At 42.9% G+C, this 26,456-nt stretch carries 30 protein-coding genes and 1 pseudogene; 16 read left to right on the top strand and 15 right to left on the bottom strand.

What is annotated here, in order from left to right:
- The first annotated feature begins 11 nt into the window (after positions 1 to 11).
- Positions 12 to 1,151: a rod shape-determining protein RodA gene (rodA, locus tag G4D73_RS03125; RefSeq protein ID WP_004645269.1), complete on the top strand. Its 1,140-nt coding sequence runs from the start codon at positions 12 to 14 to the stop codon at positions 1,149 to 1,151.
- 198 nt (positions 1,152 to 1,349) lie between these two features.
- Here the strand turns inward: rodA and G4D73_RS03120 are convergent, their stop codons facing one another.
- From G4D73_RS03120 to G4D73_RS03075, 10 genes are all read right to left on the bottom strand, one after another.
- Complete coding sequence (locus G4D73_RS03120; RefSeq protein ID WP_213687363.1) at positions 1,350 to 1,652, bottom strand: cyd operon YbgE family protein; 303 nt, start codon at positions 1,650 to 1,652, stop codon at positions 1,350 to 1,352.
- 3 nt (positions 1,653 to 1,655) lie between these two features.
- Positions 1,656 to 1,757, bottom strand: coding sequence for a cytochrome bd-I oxidase subunit CydX (cydX, locus tag G4D73_RS03115; protein WP_004278713.1), 102 nt, complete (start codon positions 1,755 to 1,757; stop codon positions 1,656 to 1,658).
- 26 nt (positions 1,758 to 1,783) lie between these two features.
- The gene (gene cydB, locus G4D73_RS03110) at positions 1,784 to 2,929 is read right to left on the bottom strand and encodes a cytochrome d ubiquinol oxidase subunit II (protein ID WP_213687362.1); all 1,146 of its coding nucleotides are present in this window, start codon (positions 2,927 to 2,929) and stop codon (positions 1,784 to 1,786) included.
- A complete protein-coding gene (locus G4D73_RS03105; RefSeq protein WP_213687361.1) occupies positions 2,926 to 4,512 on the bottom strand; it encodes a cytochrome ubiquinol oxidase subunit I in 1,587 nt (528 codons plus the stop codon). Before G4D73_RS03105 ends, cydB begins: the two co-directional genes overlap by 4 nt.
- Complete coding sequence (gene cydP / locus G4D73_RS03100) at positions 4,512 to 4,703, bottom strand: cytochrome oxidase putative small subunit CydP (protein ID WP_005247212.1); 192 nt, start codon at positions 4,701 to 4,703, stop codon at positions 4,512 to 4,514. The genes G4D73_RS03105 and cydP overlap by 1 nt, the downstream gene beginning before the upstream one ends.
- A gap of 510 nt (positions 4,704 to 5,213) precedes the next feature.
- A complete protein-coding gene (locus G4D73_RS03095) occupies positions 5,214 to 6,296 on the bottom strand; it encodes a porin (protein WP_005247211.1) in 1,083 nt (360 codons plus the stop codon).
- 258 nt (positions 6,297 to 6,554) lie between these two features.
- Entirely contained in the window at positions 6,555 to 6,968 is a 414-nt protein-coding gene (locus G4D73_RS03090) for an HIT family protein (RefSeq protein WP_005247210.1), read from the bottom strand.
- A gap of 32 nt (positions 6,969 to 7,000) precedes the next feature.
- On the bottom strand, positions 7,001 to 7,270 hold the full coding sequence (locus G4D73_RS03085; RefSeq protein WP_067724748.1) for a YARHG domain-containing protein: 270 nt from the start codon (positions 7,268 to 7,270) through the stop codon (positions 7,001 to 7,003).
- Between the two features lie 86 nt (positions 7,271 to 7,356).
- The gene (locus G4D73_RS03080; protein ID WP_213687360.1) at positions 7,357 to 8,229 is read right to left on the bottom strand and encodes an NAD(P)-dependent oxidoreductase; all 873 of its coding nucleotides are present in this window, start codon (positions 8,227 to 8,229) and stop codon (positions 7,357 to 7,359) included.
- A gap of 69 nt (positions 8,230 to 8,298) precedes the next feature.
- Complete coding sequence (locus tag G4D73_RS03075) at positions 8,299 to 9,396, bottom strand: alpha/beta fold hydrolase (protein ID WP_213687359.1); 1,098 nt, start codon at positions 9,394 to 9,396, stop codon at positions 8,299 to 8,301.
- 142 nt (positions 9,397 to 9,538) lie between these two features.
- Here G4D73_RS03075 and G4D73_RS03070 point away from each other — a divergent pair, with 142 nt between their 5' ends.
- The 9 genes from G4D73_RS03070 to trpB all read left to right on the top strand — a co-directional run bounded on the left by G4D73_RS03070 (position 9,539) and on the right by trpB (position 17,245).
- Complete coding sequence (locus G4D73_RS03070; protein ID WP_213687358.1) at positions 9,539 to 10,726, top strand: O-succinylhomoserine sulfhydrylase; 1,188 nt, start codon at positions 9,539 to 9,541, stop codon at positions 10,724 to 10,726.
- 28 nt (positions 10,727 to 10,754) lie between these two features.
- Positions 10,755 to 11,084, top strand: coding sequence for a YbaB/EbfC family nucleoid-associated protein (locus G4D73_RS03065; protein ID WP_004278699.1), 330 nt, complete (start codon positions 10,755 to 10,757; stop codon positions 11,082 to 11,084).
- 13 nt (positions 11,085 to 11,097) lie between these two features.
- Positions 11,098 to 11,694, top strand: coding sequence for a recombination mediator RecR (gene recR / locus G4D73_RS03060; RefSeq protein WP_004278698.1), 597 nt, complete (start codon positions 11,098 to 11,100; stop codon positions 11,692 to 11,694).
- Between the two features lie 178 nt (positions 11,695 to 11,872).
- On the top strand, positions 11,873 to 13,015 hold the full coding sequence (locus G4D73_RS03055) for a ribonuclease D (protein ID WP_005247206.1): 1,143 nt from the start codon (positions 11,873 to 11,875) through the stop codon (positions 13,013 to 13,015).
- Positions 13,016 to 13,145: 130 nt separating this feature from the next.
- Positions 13,146 to 13,451 (top strand): YcgL domain-containing protein, encoded by a 306-nt coding sequence (locus G4D73_RS03050; RefSeq protein ID WP_004278695.1) that lies wholly within the window; start codon positions 13,146 to 13,148, stop codon positions 13,449 to 13,451.
- A 21-nt stretch (positions 13,452 to 13,472) separates the two neighbouring features.
- Positions 13,473 to 13,856 (top strand): hypothetical protein, encoded by a 384-nt coding sequence (locus tag G4D73_RS03045; protein WP_213687357.1) that lies wholly within the window; start codon positions 13,473 to 13,475, stop codon positions 13,854 to 13,856.
- Between the two features lie 20 nt (positions 13,857 to 13,876).
- Positions 13,877 to 14,728 (top strand): AAA family ATPase, encoded by an 852-nt coding sequence (locus G4D73_RS03040; protein ID WP_005252041.1) that lies wholly within the window; start codon positions 13,877 to 13,879, stop codon positions 14,726 to 14,728.
- Between the two features lie 13 nt (positions 14,729 to 14,741).
- Positions 14,742 to 15,929 (top strand): vWA domain-containing protein, encoded by a 1,188-nt coding sequence (locus G4D73_RS03035; protein WP_213687356.1) that lies wholly within the window; start codon positions 14,742 to 14,744, stop codon positions 15,927 to 15,929.
- 107 nt (positions 15,930 to 16,036) lie between these two features.
- The gene (gene trpB, locus G4D73_RS03030) at positions 16,037 to 17,245 is read left to right on the top strand and encodes a tryptophan synthase subunit beta (RefSeq protein WP_213687355.1); all 1,209 of its coding nucleotides are present in this window, start codon (positions 16,037 to 16,039) and stop codon (positions 17,243 to 17,245) included.
- A gap of 129 nt (positions 17,246 to 17,374) precedes the next feature.
- Here trpB and G4D73_RS03025 read toward each other — a convergent pair whose 3' ends face one another.
- The 3 genes from G4D73_RS03025 to G4D73_RS03015 all read right to left on the bottom strand — a co-directional run bounded on the left by G4D73_RS03025 (position 17,375) and on the right by G4D73_RS03015 (position 18,676).
- Positions 17,375 to 17,806, bottom strand: a complete 432-nt coding sequence (locus tag G4D73_RS03025) for a CBS domain-containing protein (protein ID WP_004278688.1) — start codon at positions 17,804 to 17,806, stop codon at positions 17,375 to 17,377.
- Between the two features lie 104 nt (positions 17,807 to 17,910).
- Positions 17,911 to 18,291, bottom strand: a complete 381-nt coding sequence (locus G4D73_RS03020) for a DUF2750 domain-containing protein (protein WP_004645256.1) — start codon at positions 18,289 to 18,291, stop codon at positions 17,911 to 17,913.
- A gap of 151 nt (positions 18,292 to 18,442) precedes the next feature.
- Positions 18,443 to 18,676 carry a hypothetical protein gene (locus tag G4D73_RS03015; protein ID WP_004278686.1) on the bottom strand — a complete coding sequence of 78 codons (234 nt, stop codon included), beginning with the start codon at positions 18,674 to 18,676 and terminating at the stop codon, positions 18,443 to 18,445.
- 224 nt (positions 18,677 to 18,900) lie between these two features.
- On the opposite strand from G4D73_RS03015, the gene G4D73_RS03010 reads away from it, so the two are divergent.
- Together G4D73_RS03010 and G4D73_RS03005 are read left to right on the top strand one after the other, a co-directional pair.
- A complete protein-coding gene (locus G4D73_RS03010) occupies positions 18,901 to 19,260 on the top strand; it encodes a hypothetical protein (RefSeq protein ID WP_213687717.1) in 360 nt (119 codons plus the stop codon).
- Positions 19,261 to 19,358: 98 nt separating this feature from the next.
- Positions 19,359 to 19,682 (top strand): hypothetical protein, encoded by a 324-nt coding sequence (locus G4D73_RS03005; protein ID WP_004645254.1) that lies wholly within the window; start codon positions 19,359 to 19,361, stop codon positions 19,680 to 19,682.
- Here G4D73_RS03005 and G4D73_RS03000 read toward each other — a convergent pair.
- Together G4D73_RS03000 and G4D73_RS02995 are read right to left on the bottom strand one after the other, a co-directional pair.
- On the bottom strand, positions 19,606 to 21,180 hold the full coding sequence (locus G4D73_RS03000) for a M16 family metallopeptidase (RefSeq protein WP_213687354.1): 1,575 nt from the start codon (positions 21,178 to 21,180) through the stop codon (positions 19,606 to 19,608). The two genes, G4D73_RS03005 and G4D73_RS03000, sit on opposite strands and share 77 nt — an antisense overlap.
- Positions 21,180 to 22,589 (bottom strand): M16 family metallopeptidase, encoded by a 1,410-nt coding sequence (locus G4D73_RS02995; RefSeq protein ID WP_213687353.1) that lies wholly within the window; start codon positions 22,587 to 22,589, stop codon positions 21,180 to 21,182. The genes G4D73_RS03000 and G4D73_RS02995 overlap by 1 nt, the downstream gene beginning before the upstream one ends.
- Before the next feature lie 177 nt (positions 22,590 to 22,766).
- On the opposite strand from G4D73_RS02995, the gene ftsY reads away from it, so the two are divergent.
- From ftsY to G4D73_RS02975, 4 genes and pseudogenes are all read left to right on the top strand, one after another.
- Positions 22,767 to 23,870 (top strand): signal recognition particle-docking protein FtsY, encoded by a 1,104-nt coding sequence (gene ftsY, locus G4D73_RS02990; protein ID WP_213687352.1) that lies wholly within the window; start codon positions 22,767 to 22,769, stop codon positions 23,868 to 23,870.
- Between the two features lie 177 nt (positions 23,871 to 24,047).
- A pseudogene (locus tag G4D73_RS02985) lies at positions 24,048 to 24,737 on the top strand (nitroreductase family protein).
- 196 nt (positions 24,738 to 24,933) lie between these two features.
- Positions 24,934 to 25,527 carry a nitroreductase family protein gene (locus G4D73_RS02980; protein ID WP_004278677.1) on the top strand — a complete coding sequence of 198 codons (594 nt, stop codon included), beginning with the start codon at positions 24,934 to 24,936 and terminating at the stop codon, positions 25,525 to 25,527.
- A gap of 204 nt (positions 25,528 to 25,731) precedes the next feature.
- Positions 25,732 to 26,346 carry a DUF2057 family protein gene (locus tag G4D73_RS02975; RefSeq protein WP_180037324.1) on the top strand — a complete coding sequence of 205 codons (615 nt, stop codon included), beginning with the start codon at positions 25,732 to 25,734 and terminating at the stop codon, positions 26,344 to 26,346.
- Positions 26,347 to 26,456: the final 110 nt, after the last annotated feature.

Below are 26,456 nucleotides of genomic sequence, written 5' to 3'. Positions count from 1 at the left end.
CCTTTTGGCCAATGATACCTTCACAGCAGTATCGGTTTTTACGTCACTCTTTGCGTGATGGACGTAGTATTAACCCGCAAGATTCATCTCGATGGACCAAGTTGCACCTTGATCCCTGGTTATTGTGCTTTCTAGTTCTCAATGCAATCCTGGGTTTAATGGTGGTGTATAGCGCGACATCCGAAGACTCTGGCATGGTGGTGCGTCAGGCGATCAGTTTTGGAATTGGTTTTGTGCTGCTGTTTATCTGTGCGCAGATTCCACCGAAAGTCTATCAGGCGATTAGTCCATACCTGTATGCCTTCGGGATCTTCATGCTGCTTCTGGTCTTTGTGATTGGTGAAAAACGTTTGGGTGCAACCCGCTGGATTACCTTGCCAGGGGTGGGAAGCATGCAACCGAGTGAGGTGATGAAATTTGCCATGCCTTTGATGATGGCATGGTATTTTGCACGTAAGCCATTTCCTCCCAAATTTTTGCATATTGTCGGGGCTTTGATTCTATTGGGCGTACCATTTGTTTTGGTGGCACTTCAGCCTGACTTGAACATTGGCTTGGTAATTCCTGGTATTTTTGTTCTATTTTTAAGTGGGATGTCGTGGCGTCTGATTGGTGGTGCAGCAGCGGCGGTAGCTGTGGCAGCTCCGGCTGCATGGATGTTCGTGCTACAAGAGTATCAAAAAAAACGTATTACCACGTTATTTGATCCGGAATCGGATGCCTTGGGTGCAGGCTGGAATATCATCCAGTCCAAAATTGCGATTGGTTCAGGTGGTTCCACGGGCAAAGGCTATACCGAAGGTACCCAATCACATTTAGGTTATCTGCCTGAACATCATACTGACTTTATTATGTCGACTTATGCCGAAGAATTCGGTTTTATCGGCGTTTTCCTGCTGTTTAGTTTATTCACTGCCATTATTATTCGCTGTCTGATGATTGGTTTAAACAGCTTTCATAACTTTGGCCGTTTATATGCTGGAGCCATGGGACTGACTTTCTTCTTCTTTGTATTTTTAAACTCCGGCATGGTGAGCGGGATTTTACCTGTGACCGGAGATCCATTGCCGCTGATGAGTTATGGTGGAACGGCGGTGATTTCCATGCTGGCCGGGATGGGCATTGTGATGTCGATCCATACCCATCGATAAATTATTCTAAAAGTCGGACTTATTCCGGCTTTACAAATGTTGTTAAGACATGCGGGTAAAGAAAAGTATCTTCATTACATTCATGCTCAATATAGAAATTGCTTCCAAATGCAAAGTGATATAATAGTAGAACAAAAAGCAAAAATTGATAAACGATATAAAAAAGCCCTCAAGTGAGAGCTTTTTTAATTTCATACTTTAACTGAGAAACCAGGTGTAATAGCCCCAGATCATTAAAGGCCAGGCTAAAAATGGACTAAACAGCCATTTCCAGAACCAGTGGCGCGGCATAAAGCCCACACCATAGACAAAGCCTCCAGAAATGCCAATCATGATATACATCATGGCACTATGGCTATATTCACCGTTGGCATCCAGCATTGCAGAAGGATGAACCAATAACACGGCTGCGAGAGGAAAAGCCAGGAGGCAGGAAATCATCATCGCAAATTTGTTTGGTTTCTTGTCTACAACGGTTTTCTCAAGCGCAGCTTCGGTCATGTTTTATTCCTCATCCAGGTCTTGGTGTTGTTCCATGTAAATGGCAGCAATCACACTGGCAAAACAGGCCATCAGTACACCCAGAATCCAAGCAAAATACCACATAGTTGTCTCTCCTTAAGACACAGCCCTTAGTACAGGCTATGTGAATTATCTTCAATGTGTTTGTTGGTGATCACGCCCCACATCTTGTAATAACACCAAGTGGTATAGATGAGGATCAATGGAACAAAGATACAGGCAGCAACGGTCATAACGGTTAAGGTATTTTTACTGGATACCGCATCCCACATGGTCAGACTTGCAACCGGGTTAATGCTTGAAGGCATCAGGAAAGGAAACAGGGCAAAACCAGCAGTCAGGATGGCACCGATGACAGCCAGAGATGAACCCAGAAAGCTCAAGCCTGCTTTGTTTTTACTAGCTGCCAAGACAATGATCAAGCCACCCAAAATGCCGGCAATTGGAGCAGCCATTGTGATTGGATACGTCGAGTAGTTATTCATCCAGCCTAGATTGGCATTGGTCAATACTTCTTTGGCCAGCGGGTTGGCAACACCATTGGTATCAAAAGGTGTAACTAAGGTATAGCCCTGAATGCCACCAAAATACAACCATGCACCGGCTGCCAGGAAAGTTGCTAAATACACTAGTCCCATGATTTGTGTTGCTTTGGCAGAACGTTGGCGTAGGTCACCATCAGTACGCAGCATTAACCATGCACCACCATGTGCACACAGCATCGATAAACTGACCAGACCACAGACAATCGCAAACGGATTCAGCAGGGCAAAGAAGCTACCAGTATAAGTAGAACGTACAGTTTCATCTAAAGTAAATGGTACACCCAGGAACATGTTGCCGAATGCCACACCGAAGACCAATGCAGGCACTGCACCACCAATGGCTAGACCCCAGTCCCATGAATTGCGCCATTTGGTATTTTCCAGTTTTGAGCGATAGTCAAAACCGACCGGACGCAGGAATAGGGCAAACAGTACCAGCAACAGTGCCCAGTACATGCCAGAGAAGGCGGTTGCATAGACCATTGGCCAGGCAGCGAACAAAGCACCGCCGGCAGTAATAAACCAGACTTGGTTACCGTCCCAATGCGGGGCAATGGTATTGATCGCTGCACGGCGCTCGCTATCATTTTTGCCCACAAATGGCATGATCGCCATGGAGCCCATATCGAAGCCATCGGTGAGGGCAAAGCCAATCAGCAATACGCCGACCAGCACCCACCAAATGATTTTTAATAATTCATATTCGATCATGCGTGAGTCTCCTCATTTGCCTTCTCTGCAGTTGCAAGCTTTTCAAAATGGTATTTACCGGTATGCAGTGAGCTTGGGCCAAGACGTGAGAACTTGATCATCAGATACATCTCGATAATCAGTAACACGGTATAGAATGCTGCCAATGCAAGGATTGAACCCCAGACATCACCTGTGCTTAAGCTTGATGCTGAAAGATGCGTCGGTAATACCTCACCAATAGTCCAAGGTTGACGACCTACTTCTGCTACATACCAGCCGGTTTGCGCAGCAACCCAAGGTAAAGGCAGTGCAAATAAAGCAAATTTCAATAACCATGGTTTGTTTTCTGCATTACGTTTGGCTACCGCAAAAGTTGCCAGTGCAAATAAAAGCAACATCAGGAAGCCGGAAGCCACCATGGCACGGAAGGCCCAGAACAGGCTTGGTACGTGTGGAATAGTGTCTTTAGCAGCTGCTTTGATTTGCTCATCAGAGGCATCAACGACATTTGGCGTGTATTTCTTCAGTAGCAGACCGTAGCCTAAGTCTTTTTGGCTTTCTTCAAAAGCAGTTTTCAGTTCTGGAGACTGATCACCAGCACGTAATTTTTCCAGTTGCGAATATGCCACCATACCATTGCGGATACGCGCTTCATGCTGAACCAGCAGGTCTTTAATACCTGTGACTTGTTCAGTCGTAGAGCGTGTAGCAATCAGACCCATCACATAAGGAATTTTCACTGCATAATCTGTAGTCATGGTTTCCTTATTCGGGATACCAAACAAAGTAAATGGCGCAGGCGCAGGGTGAGTATCCCATTCGGCTTCAATTGCTGCTAGTTTAGTTTTTTGTACATCGCCCAGCTCATAACCTGATTCATCACCCAGTAAAATCACTGAAAGTGTAGAAGCAAGCCCGAAGATGGCTGCAATGGCAAAAGAACGGCGTGCAAAAGGTAGGTCACGTTTTTTCAGCATGTAGTAACTTGAAATAGCCAGTACAAAAATAGCACCTGTGACATAACCGGCAGATACGGTATGCACAAATTTAACCTGAGCGACCGGGTTAAAAATCAGTGCAGCAAAGTCCACCATTTCCATACGCATGGTTTCATAGTTAAATGCCGAACCGACCGGGTTTTGCATCCAGCCATTGGCGACCAGAATCCAGAGTGCGGACATGTTCGAGCCTAAAGCCACCAGCCAGGTTACGGCCAGATGTTGCACTTTGGACAGACGATCCCAACCAAAGAAGAACAAGCCAATAAATGTCGATTCAAGGAAGAAGGCCATCAAACCTTCAATCGCCAGCGGTGCACCGAAAATATCACCGACATAATGCGAGTAATATGCCCAGTTGGTTCCGAACTGGAACTCCATGGTCAGGCCGGTGGTTACCCCTAAGGCAAAGTTAATACCAAACAGTTTTCCCCAGAACTTGGTCATGTCTTTATAGATTTCTTTGCCGGAAATCACATAGGTGGTTTCCATAATGGCAAGCAAAAAAGCCAGGCCTAAAGTCAGTGGAACAAAAATAAAGTGATACATCGCGGTCATTGCAAATTGGAACCGCGAAAGATCGACCACGCTTTCAGAAATCATCAACGTGTCTCCTTGATTGGGGAAGGACTGCCGGCAATGTGCTCGGCAACTTGAGAGTCAAAATTTTTGGGAATAGTAGGGGCGTCAAACCAGATATGTTTAATCGTCAATAAGAGAACAATCTTAATTATTAATATGATTGTTATCTCGCGAACTAATCGTTTGTTAAAATCTTTGGGTATTAAGCTCATGCAAATAAGCCTATTTTTTAAAACATAATGGATATTATTAAACAAAAAGTAACTAAAAATAAATAGATTAAACAGTTAAAGTAAAAATATATTATTTAAATTAATAAAAACAATAGCTTATTCTGGTGAGTGTTAAAAAATAAACTAATATTTATTTGCTTCAAAGTAGACTAAAAAGCTTTGTGTTAATGTTTTTAATCCCAACTAAAATGGTAATGTATTATATTTAAAGTTGACTAAAACAGTTGTGTATTATCTAAAAATCTGACCAAAATGGTTGCATATTATTAAAAATTGGTATTTGAAATAATATGTATTAAGTAGGATTAATCTGTTTTTTAATTAGGGTTTAATGATTTTAAAAAGAAAATAATACAGATATGGTTTTAAATACTCTATTCGTGAGAAATAAAAAAGACCGCCCGTAGGTAGTCTTTTTTTGGTTAAGTACGCGGTCAAAAAATCAGCATACTTAAATAAAATATTCTTTAGTGTGCTATGGCTTTTGGCTTAGAAGTTATATTCCATACCAAGACCGAATACAGTCATAGTATCATCTTCACCAGCAGCTGTTTTCCAGTCACGTTCTTGAGAAGCAACGATACCGTACATACGAGCTTGTTTGTTGAAGTAGTAATCTACACCAAGACCGTATTGATTGATGTCACGATCAACAGAAGTAGTTCCAGCTGTGTATTCTGTATTCGCATTTGCGTATTCAGCTTTTACAACCCATGGAGTTGAACCGATTTTATATGCAGCGGCAATTGTGAAAGCATCTTCTTGTAAGCCTTTAGCAGCGGTTAGATCGTCAGATGGTTCAGCGGTTTGCCATAAACCACCTAAAGTCAAGCCGTTGATACCCACTTTAGAGAAGTCATAAGCTCCAGTGATACGGAAAGCATCAGAAATATATTTTTTACCATCAAAACCTACATATTTACCTTCAACAGCAGAGTTTGCTGCTAGGCCTAAAGATAAGCCAATGTCTTTGTTATCATATAGGACAGATGCTGAGATACCATCACCGAAGCCATCACGTGCACTATCGTCACCAGAAGTGCCAGCTCCAGGAGCAGCTGAATTTTCACCTTGTAGCGCCATAATGTTGAATTGAACGCCGCCAAGCAATTTTTTGTCAGTTTCGATACCGATCGAATTTTTAGGACGTTCTTCACCGTGCATCATGTTGGTAATGTCAAGACGAGTGTGATCGTTGAAGATGTCTTGAGCACTGCCAGCAGCTGTTTTGAAATAAGAATCGTAGTTACCTGCTTTTAGTGTACCTAAACCAGCCCATTTAAGACCGATGAAGCGGTTACGTGCACTCCAGTCAGTATCTGAACCAGAACCATCAGTAGAAACAGCCCATTCAGCTTGATAAACAGCTGACAACTTGTCAGTCAGTTTCTCTTCACCTTTTACACCAATACGTGAAGCATGAGAGCTTACTTCAGAAACATCGTTACCTTTGAAATCGTAGTTATCAACTTGGTCGATAGATACGTTCAGTTTACCATACAAAGTTGGTGCTGCTTGTGCTGCACTCATCCCCAAAGCCGCTACTGCAGTAGCGAGAAGTAATTTTTTCATTGAGATATTTCTCCAAAACACGGTTCTAAATGGCATTCGCCTTACTTAACACTTCTTTTTTAGTTTGCTTAAGTACAAAAAATTACAAAAGCTCACCAACTTGCTATGCAGTATCTGTAATGTTTGTGACAACGAGGTGAACAATAAATGACAGTTTGGTGACGTGTTTGGATTAAATATGAAGGCTAATTCTTTCTTTTCTTATTCTGTATTTATAAAAAATGGAGCCGAAGCTCCATTTTTTGAATTTATTTTAAATCAAAGTGCGGCTTTAATTCTTTCCGCCAAGGCTTGGATTTTTTCTTGATCACCCATGTGTAAAGCATGTTTGCCTAATTCATGAACTGAACTTGGAATGAGGTGGAAATGTACATGCGGAACAGTCTGACCAGCAGATGCGCCTGAAAGTTGCATCAGTACAATACCTTTTACTTCAAGTGCTATTTCCATCGCTTGCGCAACTTTTTGCACAATTTGAATGGTGTAAGCAGCAGCGTCAGGAGGTAGATCAAGCAATGTTATAGCAGGTGTTTTAGGGATGACCAGCGTGTGACCTTCAGCTTGAGGCATGATGTCCATAAAAGCGAGAACTTGATCATCTTCATACACTTTAATTGCAGGAATTTCGTTGCGGATAATTCGTGCAAAAATATTTTGATCATCGTAAAGCATGTCTAATCCTTGAAAGTGATTGTGTACTGTAATTATTTACAGTTCAATTCTTTCTGACGATCTTTGATGGCGTCAAGTCGTTGTTGCTCTTTTTCTGAAAATTTTGGTTTAGTTGTATAGCAATTATCATTGCCAAACTTCGCCTTTGCATCCGGGTCTTTAAAGCAAAAACCTTTAGATGCGTAAATGACATCATGGTCATTTTTCAATTTTTGACATTCTTGCTCTGGCGTTGCTGCAAAAGCACTTGCCCCAATAAAAGTTGCAACACTAGCAAAAATTGCAACACTTAACTTAGTCATGAGAGTTTCCTCTGGGTTATCCACTATATGTGCCTGCCTACTAGTCACAATATGAGGTTTCGTTATCATTATTCAATGGCGAGATATTACTCGATGGTAATATTACTCCATGATTCATACATTTTCACAGCACTGGAAAAATCACTGTTTTTATCCGACAGATCGCTGGCCGCTTGAATCAGATTCTGGGTCAACGAGAGCACAGGCGCAGAAAGTTTGGCTTCACGCGCAAGGTCGATTGCAATACCTGTATCTTTGGCCAAGAGTGGCAGGGCAAAGGTTACAGGAAAACTTCGGTTTAAAATACGCTGTGGCAATACGGTTTCAGTCACCATACTTTTACCACTTGAAGCATTAATACAATCCAGCGCTTCATGCAGGTTTACCCCATGCGCTTTCAGTGTAGTAAAGCCTTCTGCGACGGCACACAGGTTTACAGCCATTAACATATTATTTACGGCCTTCACTGCAAAACCTGCGCCAGATTCACCCACATGCTTGATCAGCTTGCCAAAAGCCTGCATCGCAGGAAGGGCTTTTTCATAGCCCTCTGCATTACCGCCCACCATCACAGTTAACGTGCCATTGTCAGCGCCAATGGTCTGGCCGCTGACCGGTGCATCCAGAAAGATTACCCCATGTTTAGCCAATTGTACTGCCAATTTTTGGGCAGAATCCGGTACACCACTGGTGCAGTCGACCCAGACTGAACCGGATTTAAGCGACAGATTTTCCAGAAGTCGTTCAACGTCAGCGCTAGTTGGCAGGCAGGAAAAAATCACATCTGCCTGTACGGCCTGTTCCAGTGTGACGGCTTGGGTGCCATATTCAGCCGCATGTTGCTCTGCCTTGTTAAAGCTGCGGTTCCAGACATAGACCGTATCAAAATGCTTGGGTAAATGTGCTGCCATACGAAAACCCATTGCACCTAGGCCGATAAATGCCACTGATTGAATCATGCTGTACCCTCTGAATATGTTTAAATCTATTGATAATTTTTAATATTTTTCTGGTGCGAGAAATCTGCTTTAAGCATCAAGCCGTGTAGAGCGCTGCACCAGCCAGGTCGTCATTTTTGGCCAGAATGTATTGGCTGTTTTCTGGTTCGACATTAGTCCAAGATGACCACCCGGTATAAGAGTAAACGTCTTATCCTGGCTACTTGTCAATTTCATCAAAGGCTTAGCTGACTGTTCTGTGACAATCTGGTCGGTTTGACCTGCACCTACCAATAGGGAGCAGCTGATATTTTTAAGATCAACGACACGACCATCCAAAGTGATAGAACCCTGTTTTAAAGGATTTTGCAGCCATAAGTGCAGCACCATGTCCTGATTAATCCCGCCTGGATAATCAATCATCTTGTTCAGGAAATTTCCCATGGTGGCATGTTCATAGACATCTTCGACATGATCCAGATTCAGCAAAAACTGCTTCTGGCTTTTGAGCCAGCCAATCGGATCGAGTAATTTAAAGCCCAAGGCATTTACAATACCCGGCGTATGAATATATTGCTTCGGGATCAGTCCTTGATGAATGGCCTGTTGCAAATTCTTATTTTTAGAAATCAGTTTATTGGTCGTAGAAAATAGTTTGCCGACACGTCCTGATGCATAACTGTCGATGGGGCTGCCCACCACGATCAGATTCTTGACATGTTCAGGCGAATGCAAGGCCGTATAGAGCGTGACAAATACGCCAGCCATACTCCAGCCGTGTAAGGAAATGAACTGACTGCCTGAATGCTTGCAGATGGTTTCAATGGATTGAGGAATGGCTGCATCAATAAAAGATAAAAAATTCAGGTGGCGGTGCTTAAAGTTAAAGCGTTTCCATTCCACCAGATAGACATCAAAACCGCTATGCTGAAAATGCTTGACCAGAGAGCGATAAGGATACAGATCATAAATATCCATATTAATGGCCAAGGGTGCGATAAAAACCAGAGGCTCCTTATATTTTTTTTCGGGTGAAGCGTAATAACGAATCTTGCAAAACTCGGTGCCGGCAATATATTCAAAAGGGGTTTTTTGCGACAGGATCAGTGAGGAGGCATTAAACACCCGGGTACTAAGGTGTTTCAATTTTTTTTGCTGGCGCTGAAAGTTTTGTTTTAACTGAATCATGTAAATAAAATATCCGTATCCGCGGGAGGATTGATCGAAGTCTAAGCAATAATCGCTTATTATGCCTTGACCTGAAATAGCTTAGGCGCTCAAAATGTTGGCAAATTTTTACAAAAGGCAGCCCGAGGGCTGAGGTAAAGCGATGAGCCAGCAAGACGATATTTCTTACCAATTAGAAACTTTAGCCATTCGTACCGGCCATACCCGCACTTTTGAAGGTGAGCATGGCGAACCAATTTTTCTAACATCGTCCTTTGTTTATGAAAATGCTGCAGAAGCCGCAGCCAAATTCTCAGGCCAGGAACCGGGCAATATCTATTCTCGCTTTACCAATCCGACCGTTGCCATGTTTGAAAAGCGTCTGGCTGCACTTGAAGGTGCAGAGCGCGCCGTCGCCACCAGTTCGGGTATGGCAGCTATTATGGCAGTGATGATGGCTTTTTTAAAAGCGGGCGACCATGTGATTTGTTCACGTGCAGTCTTCGGTTCTACGGTTTCCATGTTTGAAAAATATGTCGCAAAATTTGGCGTCAGCGTTGATTTCGTCGATTTGACTGATCTTGATGCATGGAAAAATGCCATCAAGCCTGAAACAAAAATTCTCTTTGTTGAATCGCCATCGAATCCTTTAGCAGAAGTAGCTAATATACAGGGACTCGCCGATATTGCGCATGCCAATGATGCTTTACTGGCGATTGATAACAGCTTCTGTACACCGGTGTTACAACAACCACTCAAATTTGGTGCAGACCTGGTGGTGTATTCTGCGACTAAATATCTGGATGGCCAAGGCCGTGCATTAGGCGGCGCAGTCGTAGGTAATCATAAGCTGCTTGAAGAAATTTTTGGCTATGTGCGTACCACTGGTCCTTCAATGAGCCCATTCAATGCCTGGGTTTTTCTAAAAGGCTTGGAAACACTACGTTTACGTATGCGTGAACATTCGGCAAGTGCTCAGCAACTGGCTGAATTTTTGAACCAGCATCCAAAAGTAGAAAAAGTATATTATGCAGGCCTGCCTGAGCATATCGGTCATGAACTGGCAGCAAAACAGCAGAGCGGTTTTGGCGGTATTGTGTCTTTTGAAGTCAAAGGTGGTCGTGAGGAAGCATGGACTGTCATCGATAATACCCAGTTTATCTCGATTACCGGTAATCTGGGCGATGTGAAATCGACCATTACCCATCCTGCAACCACGACACACGGTAAATTGTCGCCTGAAGCCAAAGAAGCTGCCGGTATTCGCGAAGGTTTAATTCGCGTATCTGTTGGTTTGGAAGAGATTGGTGATATTATTCGTGACATTAGCCGTGGTTTAGACCTGATTTAATTCTATAAATTTATGTTCGGAGATATTTATGAACATTAACATGTTGATGCAGCAAGCTCAGCGCATGCAGAAAGAAGTTGAAAACAACGTAAAAAAAGCCAAAGAAGAGCTTGCGCAAACTGAAGTGCATGCCGAGGCGGGTGGCGGTCTGGTGAAAGTAACTATGACTTGCCGTAACGTAGTGAAGCGTATCGAAATCAATCCTGAGTTACTTCAGGATGATCCAGACATGATCGAAGACCTGATTGCAGCGGCAATGAATGATGCAGCACGTCAGGCAGAAGTGGTATCTGACGAAAGAATGAAAGCAGCGAATTCGGGTATGGGGTTACCGCCTGGTCTTGCAGGTATGTTCTAAGGACGAATGCGCAATGTTTAGTGATCGTTTTGATCAACTCGTTCAAGCATTACGCATTTTGCCAAGCGTTGGGCCGAAATCGGCTCAACGTATGGCATTGCATATGATCATGAAAAATCGTGAGGGTGCTATTGGTCTGGCACATGCGCTGACTGAGGCAACCAATTACATTCATGAATGTTCAGTCTGTCATTCTTTGACCGAAGACGAAGTCTGCAATATCTGTACTTCGCTGGATCGTGATGATGAATTGCTTTGCGTAGTAGAATCACCTGCAGATGTCATGGCGATTGAACAAAGTGGCAGCTTCAGAGGTAAATATCATGTATTGGGTGGACATTTATCGCCACTGGATGGTATTGGACCAGAAGAAATCGGTATTCCGTACTTATTGCACCGTTTGGCCAATGGTCAGGTGAAAGAAGTGATTCTGGCAACCAATGCTACGGTAGAAGGTCAGGCCACGGCGCATTATCTGGTTGAGGCCAGCAAACATTTGCCGATCCAGATGACCCGAATTGCCCAAGGCGTACCGCAAGGCGGTGAGCTGGAATATGTCGATAGTCATACCTTGAGTCAGGCAGTACATAACCGAATGCGCATGAAGTAAGCTGAGCTTAAATATCTTGTTAGTTTTAATATAAAAAAGATATTAATTAGAATATAAAACCTGATAAGTAAGCGCCATTTTTTGGGAAATAGGGCAGAATTGACCTTATTTTTTATACAAAAATTCTATAGATCAGTTAATATAGATCTATCGAGAATCTAATCTTAGACTCAGTTCTATGTTTCAATTTATTCAACATCAAAACGACTTAACTCATGTACTGAAGCTGATGGATCAGAATTCAGTGTATGGGCTGGATACCGAGTTTATCAAGGTTGATACCTTATGGCCTAAGCTGGGTGTTTTTCAGATTAACGTAGACAACAAGGTCTATTTGTTGGATGGAACCACGCTGGATCTGACTGAGTTCCTTAATAAAATTTTTAACGCACAGCAGAATATTTTTCATGCCTGTAGTGAAGATATCGATCTGATTTATCACTATACCCAGAAGAAATCGCTGAGTAATGTGTTTGATACCCAGGTCGGCATGTCATTTTTGGGGCATGGTCTGCAAGTCAGCTATCAAAATGCGCTGAAGCAGATGTTGGAAGTCGATATCGAAAAAGACCAGACCCGTTCTGACTGGCTGGCGCGTCCACTCAGTTCCGAACAGTTGCTCTATGCTGCCAATGATGTGCATTATCTGGTGCAACTGTCAGAGAAAATCAAACGGGATCTGGAGTCGAAAGATCTGCTGGATTTTGCCTTGCAAGATTGCCGTTTTCTGACTCAGGAAATTGGCGAAGATACCCCAACTGCCTTGTTGTATCAGGATGTCGGCAATTACCGGCATTCACGCCGTCAGCTGATGCAATTGCAGCAATTAATGGTTTGGCGTGATCAGATTGCCAAAGCACTAAATCAGCCACGCAGTTTTATTTTAAAAAATGCCAGCATGATTGATCTGGTGGAAAAATTCCCGCGCAATAATTTCCAGCTGAGTCATGTGAAAGACATTCGTTCGAATGTGGTTCGTGAGCATGGCAAAACCATTTTAGATTTACTGAAATTCCTGCCGGAGCCGGCAAACTGGCCTTTACGTCTGGCACGTCCAATTCGCCATTCTTCCAAAGATATTGGCGAAAAAATTGATTCAATTATTCAGAATGTCGTCAATGAAACCTCGATTCCCAAAGAAGTGCTGATGCGCAAGAAATGGTTGAATGCACTGTATCAGCATGTAGTTTTTCACAAGGATGAACAGGATCTGCCGGATTATCTGCTTGGCTGGCGCTATGAGTTATTAACTCAGCCACTGATTCAGGTATTGCATCAGGATGAATCTTATCTGTCTACCCAGATGAAAGTCAGCGAGTGATTGGTTGCAGGATTGGTTAAAGAAAAAGCAATTATACAAAATCACGACTGATGCATGAGACGTGGCTAATGTTTCTGTCTTTTTTTTGATGTATCCTTGCGGTTGTTTTTCCAGAAAAGTCGTTTGAAATATGCAAGTGTCTATCTACAAATCCAGCAAAAAAAGTGAAATGTATCTGTATGTGGCGCGTCCTGCGAATGAAAGCGAAGCTGAAACATTCGAACCTTTAAGCGTATTGACTGAAGCAGTACAGGCAGCATTTGGACGTGCGACTTTTGTCATGCATCTTGAATTAAGCGAATCACGTAAACTGGCACGTGCCAATGTCTTGCATGTCATGGATTCTATTGAAACCCGCGGTTTCTTCCTGCAAATGCCGCCAGAAGGCTTGATTGATCCAAACGCTGTGGCACCAGAAGGTTTACGCGGTGCTTAATGTTGATTCAGGAGTTGTGAAATGAATGGTTATGTGGGTGTATTAGACTCAATTCCTGAACAGAGCATTGCCGTTGCAGTTTATCTGCTCGGCAGCCTGATTGCTTTATGGTGCTGGTATGGCGTGACCAAGCGTCTGCCTAAACCCATGGGCGGTTTTTTGTGGATTGTGGCCTTTGCCATTCTGCTAACACCGACGGTATCTGAGGGGTCGAATGCATCCATTGCGCCCGCGATCTTTGGTCTGTTATTTGGGATGCTAACCAAAGAGCAGTCCCTGGTTTGGATTAATGCGTCACTTATTTTATTTGTCATTGGGATTGGATCTGTGATTGGCTATTGCTGGTCGACTTATGTGTCGAACAAAAGCAATATTCGTGTTCACGAGAAAAGTTCACCACTGTAAGTAAAAAATAAGGTTCAATCATGTCTGCTGATATTCAACAATTTTCAGGTACCGATCAGTACATCGCGACTGACAGTTTAAAGCTTGCGGTGAAAGCTGCACGCAGTTTGCAAAAACCATTGCTGGTCAAAGGGGAGCCGGGTACAGGTAAGACTTTACTGGCCGAGCAAGTTGCACAAAGCCTGGGTTTGAAGCTGATCACCTGGCACATCAAGTCCACTACCAAAGCACAACAAGGCCTGTATGAATACGATGCCGTATCCCGCTTGCGCGATAGTCAGTTGGGTGATGACCGTGTCTATGACATCAAGAACTACATCAAGCCGGGTAAATTGTGGGAAGCGTTTACCAGTGAAGAGCGCTGTGTCCTGTTGATTGATGAAATTGATAAGGCAGACATCGAGTTTCCAAATGACTTGCTGCATGAACTCGATAAAATGTCGTTCTATGTGTACGAGACTGGCGAGACCATTACCGCAACTCAGCGCCCAATCGTGATCATTACCTCAAATAATGAAAAAGAATTGCCAGATGCTTTCCTGCGTCGTTGCTTCTTCCATTACATCGAATTCCCGGATGAAGCCACCATGCGTGAAATCATCGATGTGCATTTTGCCAATATCTCGACCACACTGGTGAATGAAGCCTTACAGGTTTTCTTTAAATTGCGCCAGATTCCAGGTTTGAAAAAACCACCTTCAACATCTGAATTGATTGATTGGCTCAGCTTGCTGATGGCAGATGATATGCCGGAAGATATTCTGCGCAATACTGATAAATCCAAAGCAATTCCACCCCTATACGGCGCCTTGATTAAAAATGAGCAAGATGTGCAGTTGCTCGAACGTTTAGCATTTATGTCACGTCGTTAAGGGAGAAACACGCATGTTTGTGCGACTGTTTTATACCTTACGCAAATACGGCGTGCCGGTATCGACTCGTGAGCTGATTGACCTGAATCAGGCGGTTGCTGCAGGTCTGGTGTTTGCCGATCAGGATGAGTTTTATCAGCTGGCCAAAATTGTAATGGTCAAGGACGAGCGCTATTTCGACAAGTTCGATCGTGCCATGAAAGACTATTTTGATGGTATCGCGACCTTTGATCTGGATGAATTACTGAATCAGGTGCATAAGCTGCCCAAAGACTGGTTTGATCTCGAATTACTCGAGAAGCATCTGACCCCGGAGCAGCGCGAAGAGCTGAAAAAGGCCGGTTCCCTGGAAGAACTGATGAAAATGCTGGAAGAGCGCCTGCGCGAACAGCATAAAAAACATCAGGGTGGTAACAAGATGATTGGTACCGGTGGGACTTCACCCTTTGGTGCTTATGGCGATCATCCTGAAGGTGTGCGTATTGGCGGGCCGGGGCGTAAGCGTTCTGCGGTGAAAGTCTGGGAGCAGCGTCAATACCGCAATCTGGACGATGAGCAGATTTTGGGTAGCCGCCAGATGCAGATGGCATTGCGCCGTTTGCGTAAGTTTGCCCGTCAGGGTGCAGCCGAAGAACTGGATATTGATGGTACGATTCGTGAAACGGCTAAGCAGGGTATTCTGGATGTACAATTGGTACCGGAGCGCCGTAACCGTATTAAAGTACTAATGCTGTTTGATATTGGCGGTTCGATGGATGCGCATATTGCGCAGTGTGAAAAGCTGTTCAGTGCGGCGAAAACCGAATTCAAGACCCTGGAATATTTCTATTTCCATAACTGTCTCTATGACTATGTCTGGAAAGACAATATCCGTCGTTCCAGTTCACGCATGAATACCTGGGATTTGTTCAATACCTATGGCCGTGATTACCGCGTGATTGTGGTCGGTGATGCCAGTATGGCACCGTATGAGCTGAATTCTGTCGGTGGTTCTGTTGAATATATGAATGATGAGGCTGGGCAAGTCTGGTTGCAGCGTCTGCGTCAGCATTTTGATAAAACCGCCTGGCTGAATCCTGAAGAAGAAAAATACTGGCATTACACCCATACGATTGGTCTGATTAAGCAAATCTTTGAAGATCATATGTTTCCAATGACCTTAAAAGGCATTGAGGATATGACCAAATATCTGGCGCGTTGATTCCATTTATCTATAAGTGACTTTATCTATAGTTATTAGTGCTTTAAAACGAATTATTCTAGTATAAAGTCACTTGTTATACCTTATTCCAATATTCAGGAATTATTATGGCTCATCAAATTAATGGTATTGCGTTGCCCAATGAAGAGGGTTTCTTTGGTCAATATGGCGGTCAGTTTATTCCACCCGATCTGAAACAGGCTATGGATGATATTAATGTGGCCTATCAGGAAATTCGTCAGACTGAAGAATTTCAGAATGAATTGAAAGACCTATTTGCTCATTATGTCGGTCGTCCAAGTCCACTATTTCATGCCAAACGTCTTTCTGAACAGCTCGGTGGAGCCCAGATTTATTTGAAACGTGAAGATCTGAACCATACCGGGGCGCACAAGATCAATCATTGTCTGGGTGAAGCTTTACTTGCGAAATATATGGGCAAGACCAAAGTCATTGCAGAAACCGGTGCCGGCCAGCATGGTGTTGCTTTGGCAACTGCATGTGCCTTGGTGGGTATCCCATGTGAAATTCATATGGGGCAAGTGGATATTGAAAAAGAGCATCCAAACGTCGTCAAGATGAAAATTCTGGGTGCCAAGCTGATTTCTGTGACTCGCGGTACAGCCACACTCAAAGATGCAGTCGACAGTGCTTTTGAAGAATATTTAAAAGACCCGAAAAACTACATCTATGCCATTGGTTCGGTAGTCGGGCCGCACCCATTCCCGATGATGGTACGTGATTTCCAGTCGATTATTGGTGATGAGATTAAAGTTCAGGCCAATGAGCGTTTTGGTGCAAATCCTGACTATGTTGTTGCCTGTGTCGGTGGGGGTTCCAATGCAGTTGGCGCATTCACTGCATTTTTAAATGAACCAGATGTGAAACTGGTTGGCGTTGAGCCGGCAGGTCATGGTTTAGATACCGATATGCATTCAGCTACTTTGACCTTAGGTAAACCGAGCCAGTTACATGGTATGGCCTGTTATGTGCTAGAAGATGAACAGGGCGAGCCATTGCCAGTGCATTCAATTGCTTCTGGTCTGGATTATCCGGGTGTGGGGCCGCAGCATAGCTTGCTGAAAGATTTGGGCCGGGTAGAGTACACTACAGCAACTGATCAGGAATGTCTGAATGCATTCATGACACTGTCACGCGTAGAAGGCATTGTACCTGCATTAGAAAGTTCGCATGCGGTGGCTTGGGCCATTCGTGAAGCAGGGAAACTGCCAAAAGATACCAAGATTGTAGTGAACTTATCGGGTCGTGGTGAGAAAGACTCAGATTACGTCGCAGAAAAATTAGGTCTAAACTGATTTTATTCAGAATGTTCATATAAAAAATCCCGGTACACATACCGGGATTTTTTATGGATCAGATATAAAACTTTATCTTGGTGTCACTTAAGTGATCTTCAAATGCCTTAGAGAAAGCTAGATGATGTTTTAACCTGAGATATATTGCTGTAACTGTTCAATCAATTTGCGTTGGTCATCCATGGCCGCTTTGACCAAATCCCCAATTGAAATCAGACCGATCAGTTTTTCATGTTCGACCACGGGTAAGTGGCGTAGGTGGCGTTCAGTCATCAAAGATAAACAGTCTTCTACGCTAGTAGCTGTATTTACGGTAATCACTTTAGAGGTCATGATCTCATTAACAGTGGTGTCGAATGAGGTTCTTTGCATCAGGGCGATCTTACGCGTGTAATCCCGCTCTGACAAAATCCCCACCACATTGTCTTCATGGGTTACCACAAGCGCCCCGATTCCTTTATCCGCCATCAAGGTGATGGCTTCTAAAACAGTAGAGTCTGGACGGATGGTATAAATAGCTTGATGCATTTTTTCACTGAGCACCTGTGCCACATTGGTCATGCTTAATCATCCTTATTGGTTAATTTATTATTAATCCTAGAGTATGTATTCAACCTGAACATCTCTAAGTGTTTAGGTTTTAGTCTTTATAAATAGCATGTTATTTAAGCAATGTGCAGTCTTTGTTGCGAAAAAAACAGATGACGCATCTGTGCAGCAGTCAGTTTGAGTTTGGTTCCATTGGTGTTGAACAGGGCTGGCGTAACATTCAGTCGCGACAGGGTCGGCAATAATGCATTTTCAAAATCTTCAGAATTGATTTTACGCGGGATGTAATCCGGCCAATGCTGCTGGGCATAATTTTTAGCATCCAGCGGATTGAGCCAGAATGGGAAGATGCAGTCTTCCTGGTCACGCATCATCGCCCAGCCTTGGTGATATGCACCCCATAGCTCGCCACAATTCATCAAAGATTTAAGCATCGTGATCTTTAACAGAAAGTTTTTGCAGATCGGATCAAATTGAATAATTTTTCGTGGTTTCATTAGAATAAAGTGCTATTGGAGTTCAGGCTCTATTCTAGAAACTTTATATGAAATTACTGTTTCAGCTTTGCAAGGATTCGTAAGAAAATATGTATTGATTGCTACTTATTGAAAAAAGGGCATAAAAAAACGCCACCTAGGTGACGTTTCTTTATGCTTGCATGGTGGCCATGTTCTGCCAGTACTGGGCTTTGAGTGAATCTCGTTCTACACGGAAACCTTGATAATAAAGTTCTGCTAAAAAAAGCGCTGCTTTACCATGGCCAGCACGAGCGGCTTCTTCAAGCTGTTTTACTGCATCAGCAAAGTTCATTTGCGATTGAATGGTATTCACGGCATCTGCGTACAGATGTTCCAGATCGTGTTGAGAGAGTTGTTGTATCATATAAAAACTCCTTAATTTTAATTATGATTACAGGATAGACTATTTAGTCTAAATACAAATATAAATTAGTATTGTTAAACTAATATTACAAAATAATGGAAAAGTCAACTATTCGATTTTATTTGTTTACTTAAGTTATAGTTTAACTGATTAAACTATACACAACTATAAATATTATTAAGCTACATTGTAAATGGATAGCAAACAATAAGGAGAAGGCCATGATGACAAGAACTTTAGATGGTGTGAAATTTGATATGCCTCCGACTGCAGGTCAAATTATGGAACTTGCCGATTTGCATCGTAAAAAACTCGATCAAGCTATATTCAGTAAACATACCCATCTGGGTGATTATGGACTGGCACAACGTAAAGAAGTCTACAACTTTACCCGTGCGCTGGATGAAAACCAGCGTGAGCAGTTTTATAAGCTTTATAATGGTGAGCTGGTCCGCATTGCAGATGAGGATCGTCTGCATCCGCCTGAAGCAGAAGCGGGTTTAAGTAAATTTGCAATTGCACTGGTATTGCTTGTTGTTGCATTGGTGCTGTATTCAACAATTATTACCAGAATCATGAATTAGTCCTCGAAATAGCAGGATTCAGCTCTTATGAATATTCAGTGCGCTGACTTGAACTTATGTAACTGCGACCATACACTACCTTTAACCTGAGGTAGTGTATGTCTATAGATACAGAAAAACTAAGCCAATTTTTCAGCAGAATCAAACTGGAACAGATTTATAACAGTGTGGTTATTTTTATTATTGCGATCATTCTACTTTTAGCCGCATTTGCTCTATATCGTCCGTTGAGCATTGCTCAAGTCACCCAGATTCAGCAACTGTCTAAACAGCAAAACCTTCCCCAAACTCAGGATATGGCACTCGCTTTATTAGAGCAGCAGCATATCCGTCGTGGGCAATATCTTAAATTGATGCAGGCTTATCAGCAGGAATCACTTCGGGCACGTCAGCTTCCGCCGGTCTCTGTGGAGATGCCTTAGGCATAGGGTTTGTTGGTAAGTAATAATTGGCATCCATTAAATTTCGCTCCAAACGCATTTTCAAGGCATTTTGATCCAGTTCTTTGTTGACGACGACTAGGGTTAAGTGATCAGGATGAAAATGCTTGCGCACTGCATTTTGTACATCTGCCGCTGTGATTTTAGCCAAGCGTTCTGGATAACTGGATAAATAATCAGTTTGCTCACTATAAAAACCCATATTGCCTAGCTGGGCATTAATGGTGGCATTACTGCTGTAATTATTAGGAAAAGCACGTAACATGCCTGCTTTGGTTTCTTCCAGACGCTGAGTATCAATAGGTTGGCTGACAAAGTGGATAAATGCTTGATGTGCGACCTGAATGCTGTCTAGCAGTTGATCCTGACGCGTGGAATACTTAAAGCTGAATACGCCGGGTGCCTGACTAAAGCTCAATGAACTATAAGCGCCATAAGTAAAACCACGTTTCACCCGTAGTTCCTGCATCAATACTGCATTAAATCCGCTACCGCCAAACATGCGATTGGCGACTTCTAAAGCCAGTTTATCTTCAGTAAAGCGGGTTGGGCCTAAATGCCCAAAGGTGACATGCGCCTGAGACGAGTTATAGGGTAGATGTACCACTTCAAAACCAGATTGAATTTCAGACTGTGGCAATGCTTCTGCTTTTTGCCCTTGAGGTAAGTTGCCGGCAATTCGTTCAGACAGTTCGAGTGCCTGTTTCGGGCTGAGTTTGCCAGTAATGGCAATATTCATATTTTGCGCCACCAAAAACTGATCACGAAATTTTTTCAATAATTCTGCATTAATTTTCTTGGTGCTGCCTTGGGTGCCGCTGATTGGTTCTGCATAAGGGTGCTGACCATATAAAGCGCGATAAAAACGGATATCCATGAGTCGGCTTGGATTTTCCTGCAGCTGTTTTTGTCCCACTTGGGTATTGCTTAAAGCCAGATTAATGCTGGATGGTTTAAATGATGCATTCTTGAGAACCTCCATCAGCATGCCCAATGCGGGTTCCAGTTTTTCCGGGTCTGAAAGCGTACGCAGACGAACCACAAACATATCCCGATAGGTTTGTACGCTGAATTGTGCTCCGGTTTGGTCAAAAACTTCCGCCACCTGATTGGCGCTATATTTGTCGGTTCCTTCACGCATCAACCTGGCTGCCATATTGGATAGACCATATAGGCCTTTGGCAATTTCCTGATCACGGGCCGAACCGGCATTAAAGGTCAGCTGGATATCTACCATGGGAAGATCTTGCGTTTCAACAAACAGCGTGCGTACTTTGTAGCGATTATTTAGATCATGAATATAAGGCGCCTGAAAATCCCGTTGCTGATTAATATTTTTTAAGCTTTGCAGCAAAGGGATAGACTGTAACTGACTCGGATTATCATTTTGGTTAGGCTGGGGATCCAGATAGTTTTCTGCATGGGTAGCCGAGCTAAGACTTAAAATTGAAATAAGCAAAAATGAACGAAGTTGAAGCATTATAATCCCCGTTGCTGGGTGTTTTGTTCAGGAGAGAGATAAAGCGTGCTGAGATTTTCACGTACAAAATAGGCGTTTGCGACACGCTGGATATCCTGAACGCTGACACTTTCAAAGTGTTTCGGTAATTCATCCATCAGGCGATAACTCAAGCCATTGACCTCTAGATTTCCAATCATTTTGGCTTGTCCGGCAATATCATCCTGGCTATAGATCAAATTGGAAATAAAGCGGGTACTGATACGATCCACTTCCTGTTGGGTCATCGCTGTAGTTTTAAGTAAATCCACTTCATCCTGAATTGCTTGTTGTGCTTCTTGCAAAGAGATGCCCGGCGCAGGTAAGGCAGAAATACCAAACAGGCTGTCGCCGCGATTATAGGGATCATAAGAAACGCTGACAGAGGTCAGAATTTTACGATCACGTACCAATCGGTCTTGCAGGCGCGAAGAAATGCCACTGTCCAAAAGACTGCGAATAATGGTCAAGGCATAAGCATCTTGGGGGTTTTTGGCAGTGCCAAGGGATTTTACATTCCAGGTCATGTACAGATTGGGCACCTGAATATTGCTATTGATTTCCATATGGCGATAACCCAAACGCTCAAACTCCAGTACGTCATTGCGCGCCGGTGTTGGACGTGCGGGAATGTCAGCAAAATATTTTTGTACCTGAGCCAAAGCAGCTTCAGATTCTACATTCCCCACAATCACCAGAATGGCATTATTCGGACTGTACCAATCCCGGTACCATTTTTTGACATCATTCAACTGAATATTATTCAGAGTTTTCATGTGTCCAATCACCGGCTGGCGATAATGACTGGTCGGATAACTGACCCATTTAAACCGTTCAAATGCTTGCGCCCGCGGATTGTCATCGGTACGCTGGCGCCGTTCTTCCATGACGACTTTAATTTCTGGCTCGAAGTCCTGCTGCCGCAATAATAAATTGCTCATACGGTCAGACTCAAGTTCCAGGGCCATAGGAAAATAGGCCTTAGGATACAGCTGATAATAATTGGTGTAATTGGTAAAGGTGGCCGCATTGATACTGCCGCCATAAATCCGGCTCAGACGGGTAAATTCGTCATTTGGCACTTTATGAGTGCCTTTGAACATCATATGTTCAAGCGCATGTGATACCCCCAGAATATTTCCAGATTCATCGCTGCTGCCGACTTTGTACCAAATCTGTGTCATTACCATGGGTGCACGATGGTCTTCCCGAATGATGACTTTTAAACCGTTACTTAAAGTGGTTTCAAAAGTAGTGCGTGACAATTCGCTTCGGGTTTGTGCCTGGGCCGGGCCAAAGCTCAGACTAAACAATACTGCTGCACCGAGTGGATAAAGCGTCTGTTTGATCATTTGCGAGAAAGAGGAGATAGTCGAAAAGGTGATGAACACTAGATCTCCTGAAATAGGCATTTGTATTTAGCGTTATTTTTAATAAATGTGTGCTTGAAAGCAACCGAGAGCTGTAGCTTTTTGGTATGTTTGTCCAGCATTTCCATTGCTAGCTGCAAAGCAGGCAAGTTATGGTAGAATCTGGGTTTTTAACGCAATGCTTTTCAAGGATTCGGCATGCAACAGCAATCTAATGGGCAAAACAAATTTTTGATTGATGCTGATATCGGAGATGATGATGTCACATTACCGAGCTTATCTGCGGTCAATGTGCCTATCGTAGAAACGCCAAGCGAAACAGCTGTAGTTTCTGCACCTGTTACCACAGAAACTGAAAATGAAGATTCTGCTGCGAAAGGTGGCTTCTTTAGCCGTATGAAAGTGGGTTTAACCAAAACCCGTAAAAACCTTGCCGATGGGATGGTGAATATCCTGATCGGTGGTAAAGAAATTGATGATGAATTATTAGAAGAAGTCGAAGAGCAGCTTCTGGTGGCAGATATTGGCGTGGAAGCAACCAAGACCATTATCGCTAACCTGACTGAACGTACGGCACGTGGTGATTTGATCTACTCGCATTCACTCTATAAAGCGCTTCAGGAAGAACTGGTGGCTTTATTGGCACCACGGGTAAAACCGCTGCACATTGATCCAAACAAATCGCCTTATGTGATTCTGGTGGTTGGTGTAAATGGTGTCGGTAAAACGACTACCATTGGCAAGCTGGCAAAACGTTTGCAAGGTGAAGGCAAGACCGTCATGTTGGCAGCAGGTGATACTTTCCGTGCGGCTGCAACTGAACAGCTACAGATCTGGGGTGAGCGTAATAATATTGCGGTTGTTGCTCAGGGTCATGGTGCTGACTCAGCTTCAGTGATTTTCGATGCTTTTGAAAGTGCGCGTGCCAAAGGTGTGGATGTATTGATTGCAGACACAGCGGGTCGTTTGCATAACAAAGGCCATTTGATGCAGGAATTGACCAAAGTAAAACGTGTGATGCAGAAAATTGATGCCACTGCGCCGCATGAAGTGATGTTGGTGGTCGATGCCGGTACTGGCCAGAATGCCATTAATCAGGTCGAGATGTTTGATGAAGCGGTAGGCTTGACGGGTCTGACCATTACCAAACTTGATGGTACTGCCAAAGGCGGTGTCCTATTTAATATCGCCAGTCGTACTCATGTGCCGATTCGCTTTATTGGTGTCGGTGAAAAAATTGATGACTTGCGTCCATTCTCTGCCAAATCTTTTGTTGCTGCATTATTTGAAACTGAAAAATAAATAATGCGCAATGCTTCACATAAACTCCGCCAAGTGCGGAGTTTATTGTTTTTAGCCAGTTCGAGTGTTGTAAAAATCAACAGTAAAACCACCACTAAATCTACCTATCTTAATAAAGGCCTTATAATTGTAGGGGATTCTCTAAGCTGATTTGGCTTGTTTGTTGTGGGGTAGAAAATGGCATTGCTAAATAAGATTGGTCAGGTATTAACAAGCGATATAACCAAGGATTTTAAATTTTCAAGAAAAAATAAACTGAATGATGATTTAGAATTGACTTTTGTCGATCAATTGAAAAAGCGCCGTAGTATCGATCAACTCGGTAAGCGGGTACATTCTAGTCAGGCTTATCTTAGCGAAATCATTCAGGAAGCAGTGCGGAGTTGTCCTTCGGCTTATGATTCTCAAACTACGCGCATTGTGGTGTTATTCGCAGATTCTCATCATTAATTCTGGGAAATTGTGAAACAGGTACAGCGTCAGCATATGCCGGCATATATTTACGAAGGGATGGAAATCAAGTTAAATCAATGTGCTGCTGCCTATGGCACGGTTTTGTTTTATGAAGATCAAGCTGTGATTCAACAATTACAAAAGAAAATGCCATTAAATAGTGAAGATTTTCCAGCATGGTCGGAACAAACTTCCGGTATGGCGCAATTTGCTGTGTGGACGACGCTGGCAGATTCTGGCTTAGGGGCATCCTTACAGCACTACAATCCACTGATTGATGAAAGGGTCGCTGAGCATTTTGAAATTGAAAAGAACTGGTTGTTGCGAGCCCAACTTTGCTTTGGATCAATTGAACAAACAGTAGAAGAAAAATTACAAAAGCCGGATCAGCACCGTTTTAAAGTATTTAATTAAAAGTTTATAGAGAACTTTATATGTGACAGCATGGAAGCTGCGGATAAAATCAGATACAAATACGCTACCCAGATCTAAATCTGATTGTTCTATAAATAAAACACATTGTTATCGAAATGCACCTGTCTTGGGGGCTTAAAGCACGTAGTATGACTTTATCGATTTTTTAATAATCAAAATATATAGAGGTGAATTCATGGCATTTTTAGATCAAATCAAACAACGCCGTAGCATTTATTCAATTGGAAAAAATGTAGAGCTGGATCAAGCAGAAATTGAGAAAATCATTAAAGATGCGGTGAAGCACAGTCCGTCATCTTTTAACTCGCAAACCTCGCGTGTGGTGATTTTATTTGGTCAATCACATGATACTTTCTGGCATATTGTACGTGAAACTTTACGTGATCTGGTTTCAGCAGATGCATTTGAATCAACCAATAGCAAGATCAATGCTTTTGCTGCAGGTTATGGTACCGCACTGTTTTATGAAGACCAGAACGTGGTGAAGTCGATGCAGGAGCAGTTTGCACTTTATGCCGATAACTTCCCGGTCTGGTCTGAGCATTCTTCTGCTATTGCACAGTTTGCAACCTGGACCGCTTTGGCAGAAAGAAATATTGGTGCTTCATTACAGCACTACAATCCAATTATTGATGAAGAAGTCGCACAAACTTTCGAGATTCCATCTCACTGGAAACTTCGCGCTCAACTGGTATTTGGTTCGATTGAAGCTCCTGCAGGTGAAAAAACCTTTATGGATGATGCAGAGCGCTTTAAGACTTTTGCATAAATGATTTTAGATCATAAAAAAAGAAGCAATTTGATGCTTCTTTTTTTATGTCTTACAGTTGTATTTGAATATGATGGGGTATATTTAGCCAAATAAATGCTAAGAACACAGGCTGTATCGCTCCAGCCTTTGTCATAAGATTGTCATTTAGATGCGGCATAGTGCGGCTAATTTTTAATAAACAACCAAAAATGAGTAAAGGATATGGATTTACGTATTGCGGCAACTGCAGCAGTGTTTCTGTTTAGCACATCAGTTTTTTCGGCAGTGACCGTCACAGTACCTGAAGAAATAAAAATTGTTGCCGTAAATGATCAGGAGGTGAACTCGGGTCTATTGCGTTCTAATCAGACTTATAGCTTGGATGCAGGTATAAATGCGATCAGTGTGCGCTATAACGAATTTTTCCAGCATTCAGACAATTCACATGATATTTTAAAGTCAGGTGTGGTTACGGTAAAAACACCAAGCCTTAAAGATGGCGAAACTTATCGTTTAGCACTCATTCAGGCGCCTAAAGATTTTGATGCAGCGCAAAAATATAAAAATCAGCCCATTATTGGGCTATATGATGCAAAAAATCAGCTCCTAGTCCAGCAGACGGGCGCTAAAGATGCAGCGAAACCATGGTTTGGAAATCGCGTGTTGACTAAAAAATTAGATATGACGACTCAAGTTGCGACACCAGTTCATCAACCGGCAGCTGTATATACTCAGTCAGCAGACCAGAATGATCAGCAGCTGATTCAATTATGGCAAAAGGCTTCTAAAGCTGAGCGTCAAAAATTTATGACTTGGCTGGCTGAGCAGGCAAATTAAAATATTTTGATGAAGAATCAAAAAGATCACTATTAGGGTGATCTTTTTTTATGAGATGAGGGCTGGAAAATTAACATTTGCTTAAACTTTTCATGCGGAATTAGCTAGAA

The sequence above is a fragment of the Acinetobacter sp. WY4 genome (assembly GCF_018438165.1).
Taxonomy (GTDB): Bacteria; Pseudomonadota; Gammaproteobacteria; order Pseudomonadales; family Moraxellaceae; genus Acinetobacter.
The sequence above is the reverse complement of the archived record's forward strand: the minus strand, read 5'-3'. Positions and strand labels throughout refer to the sequence as shown.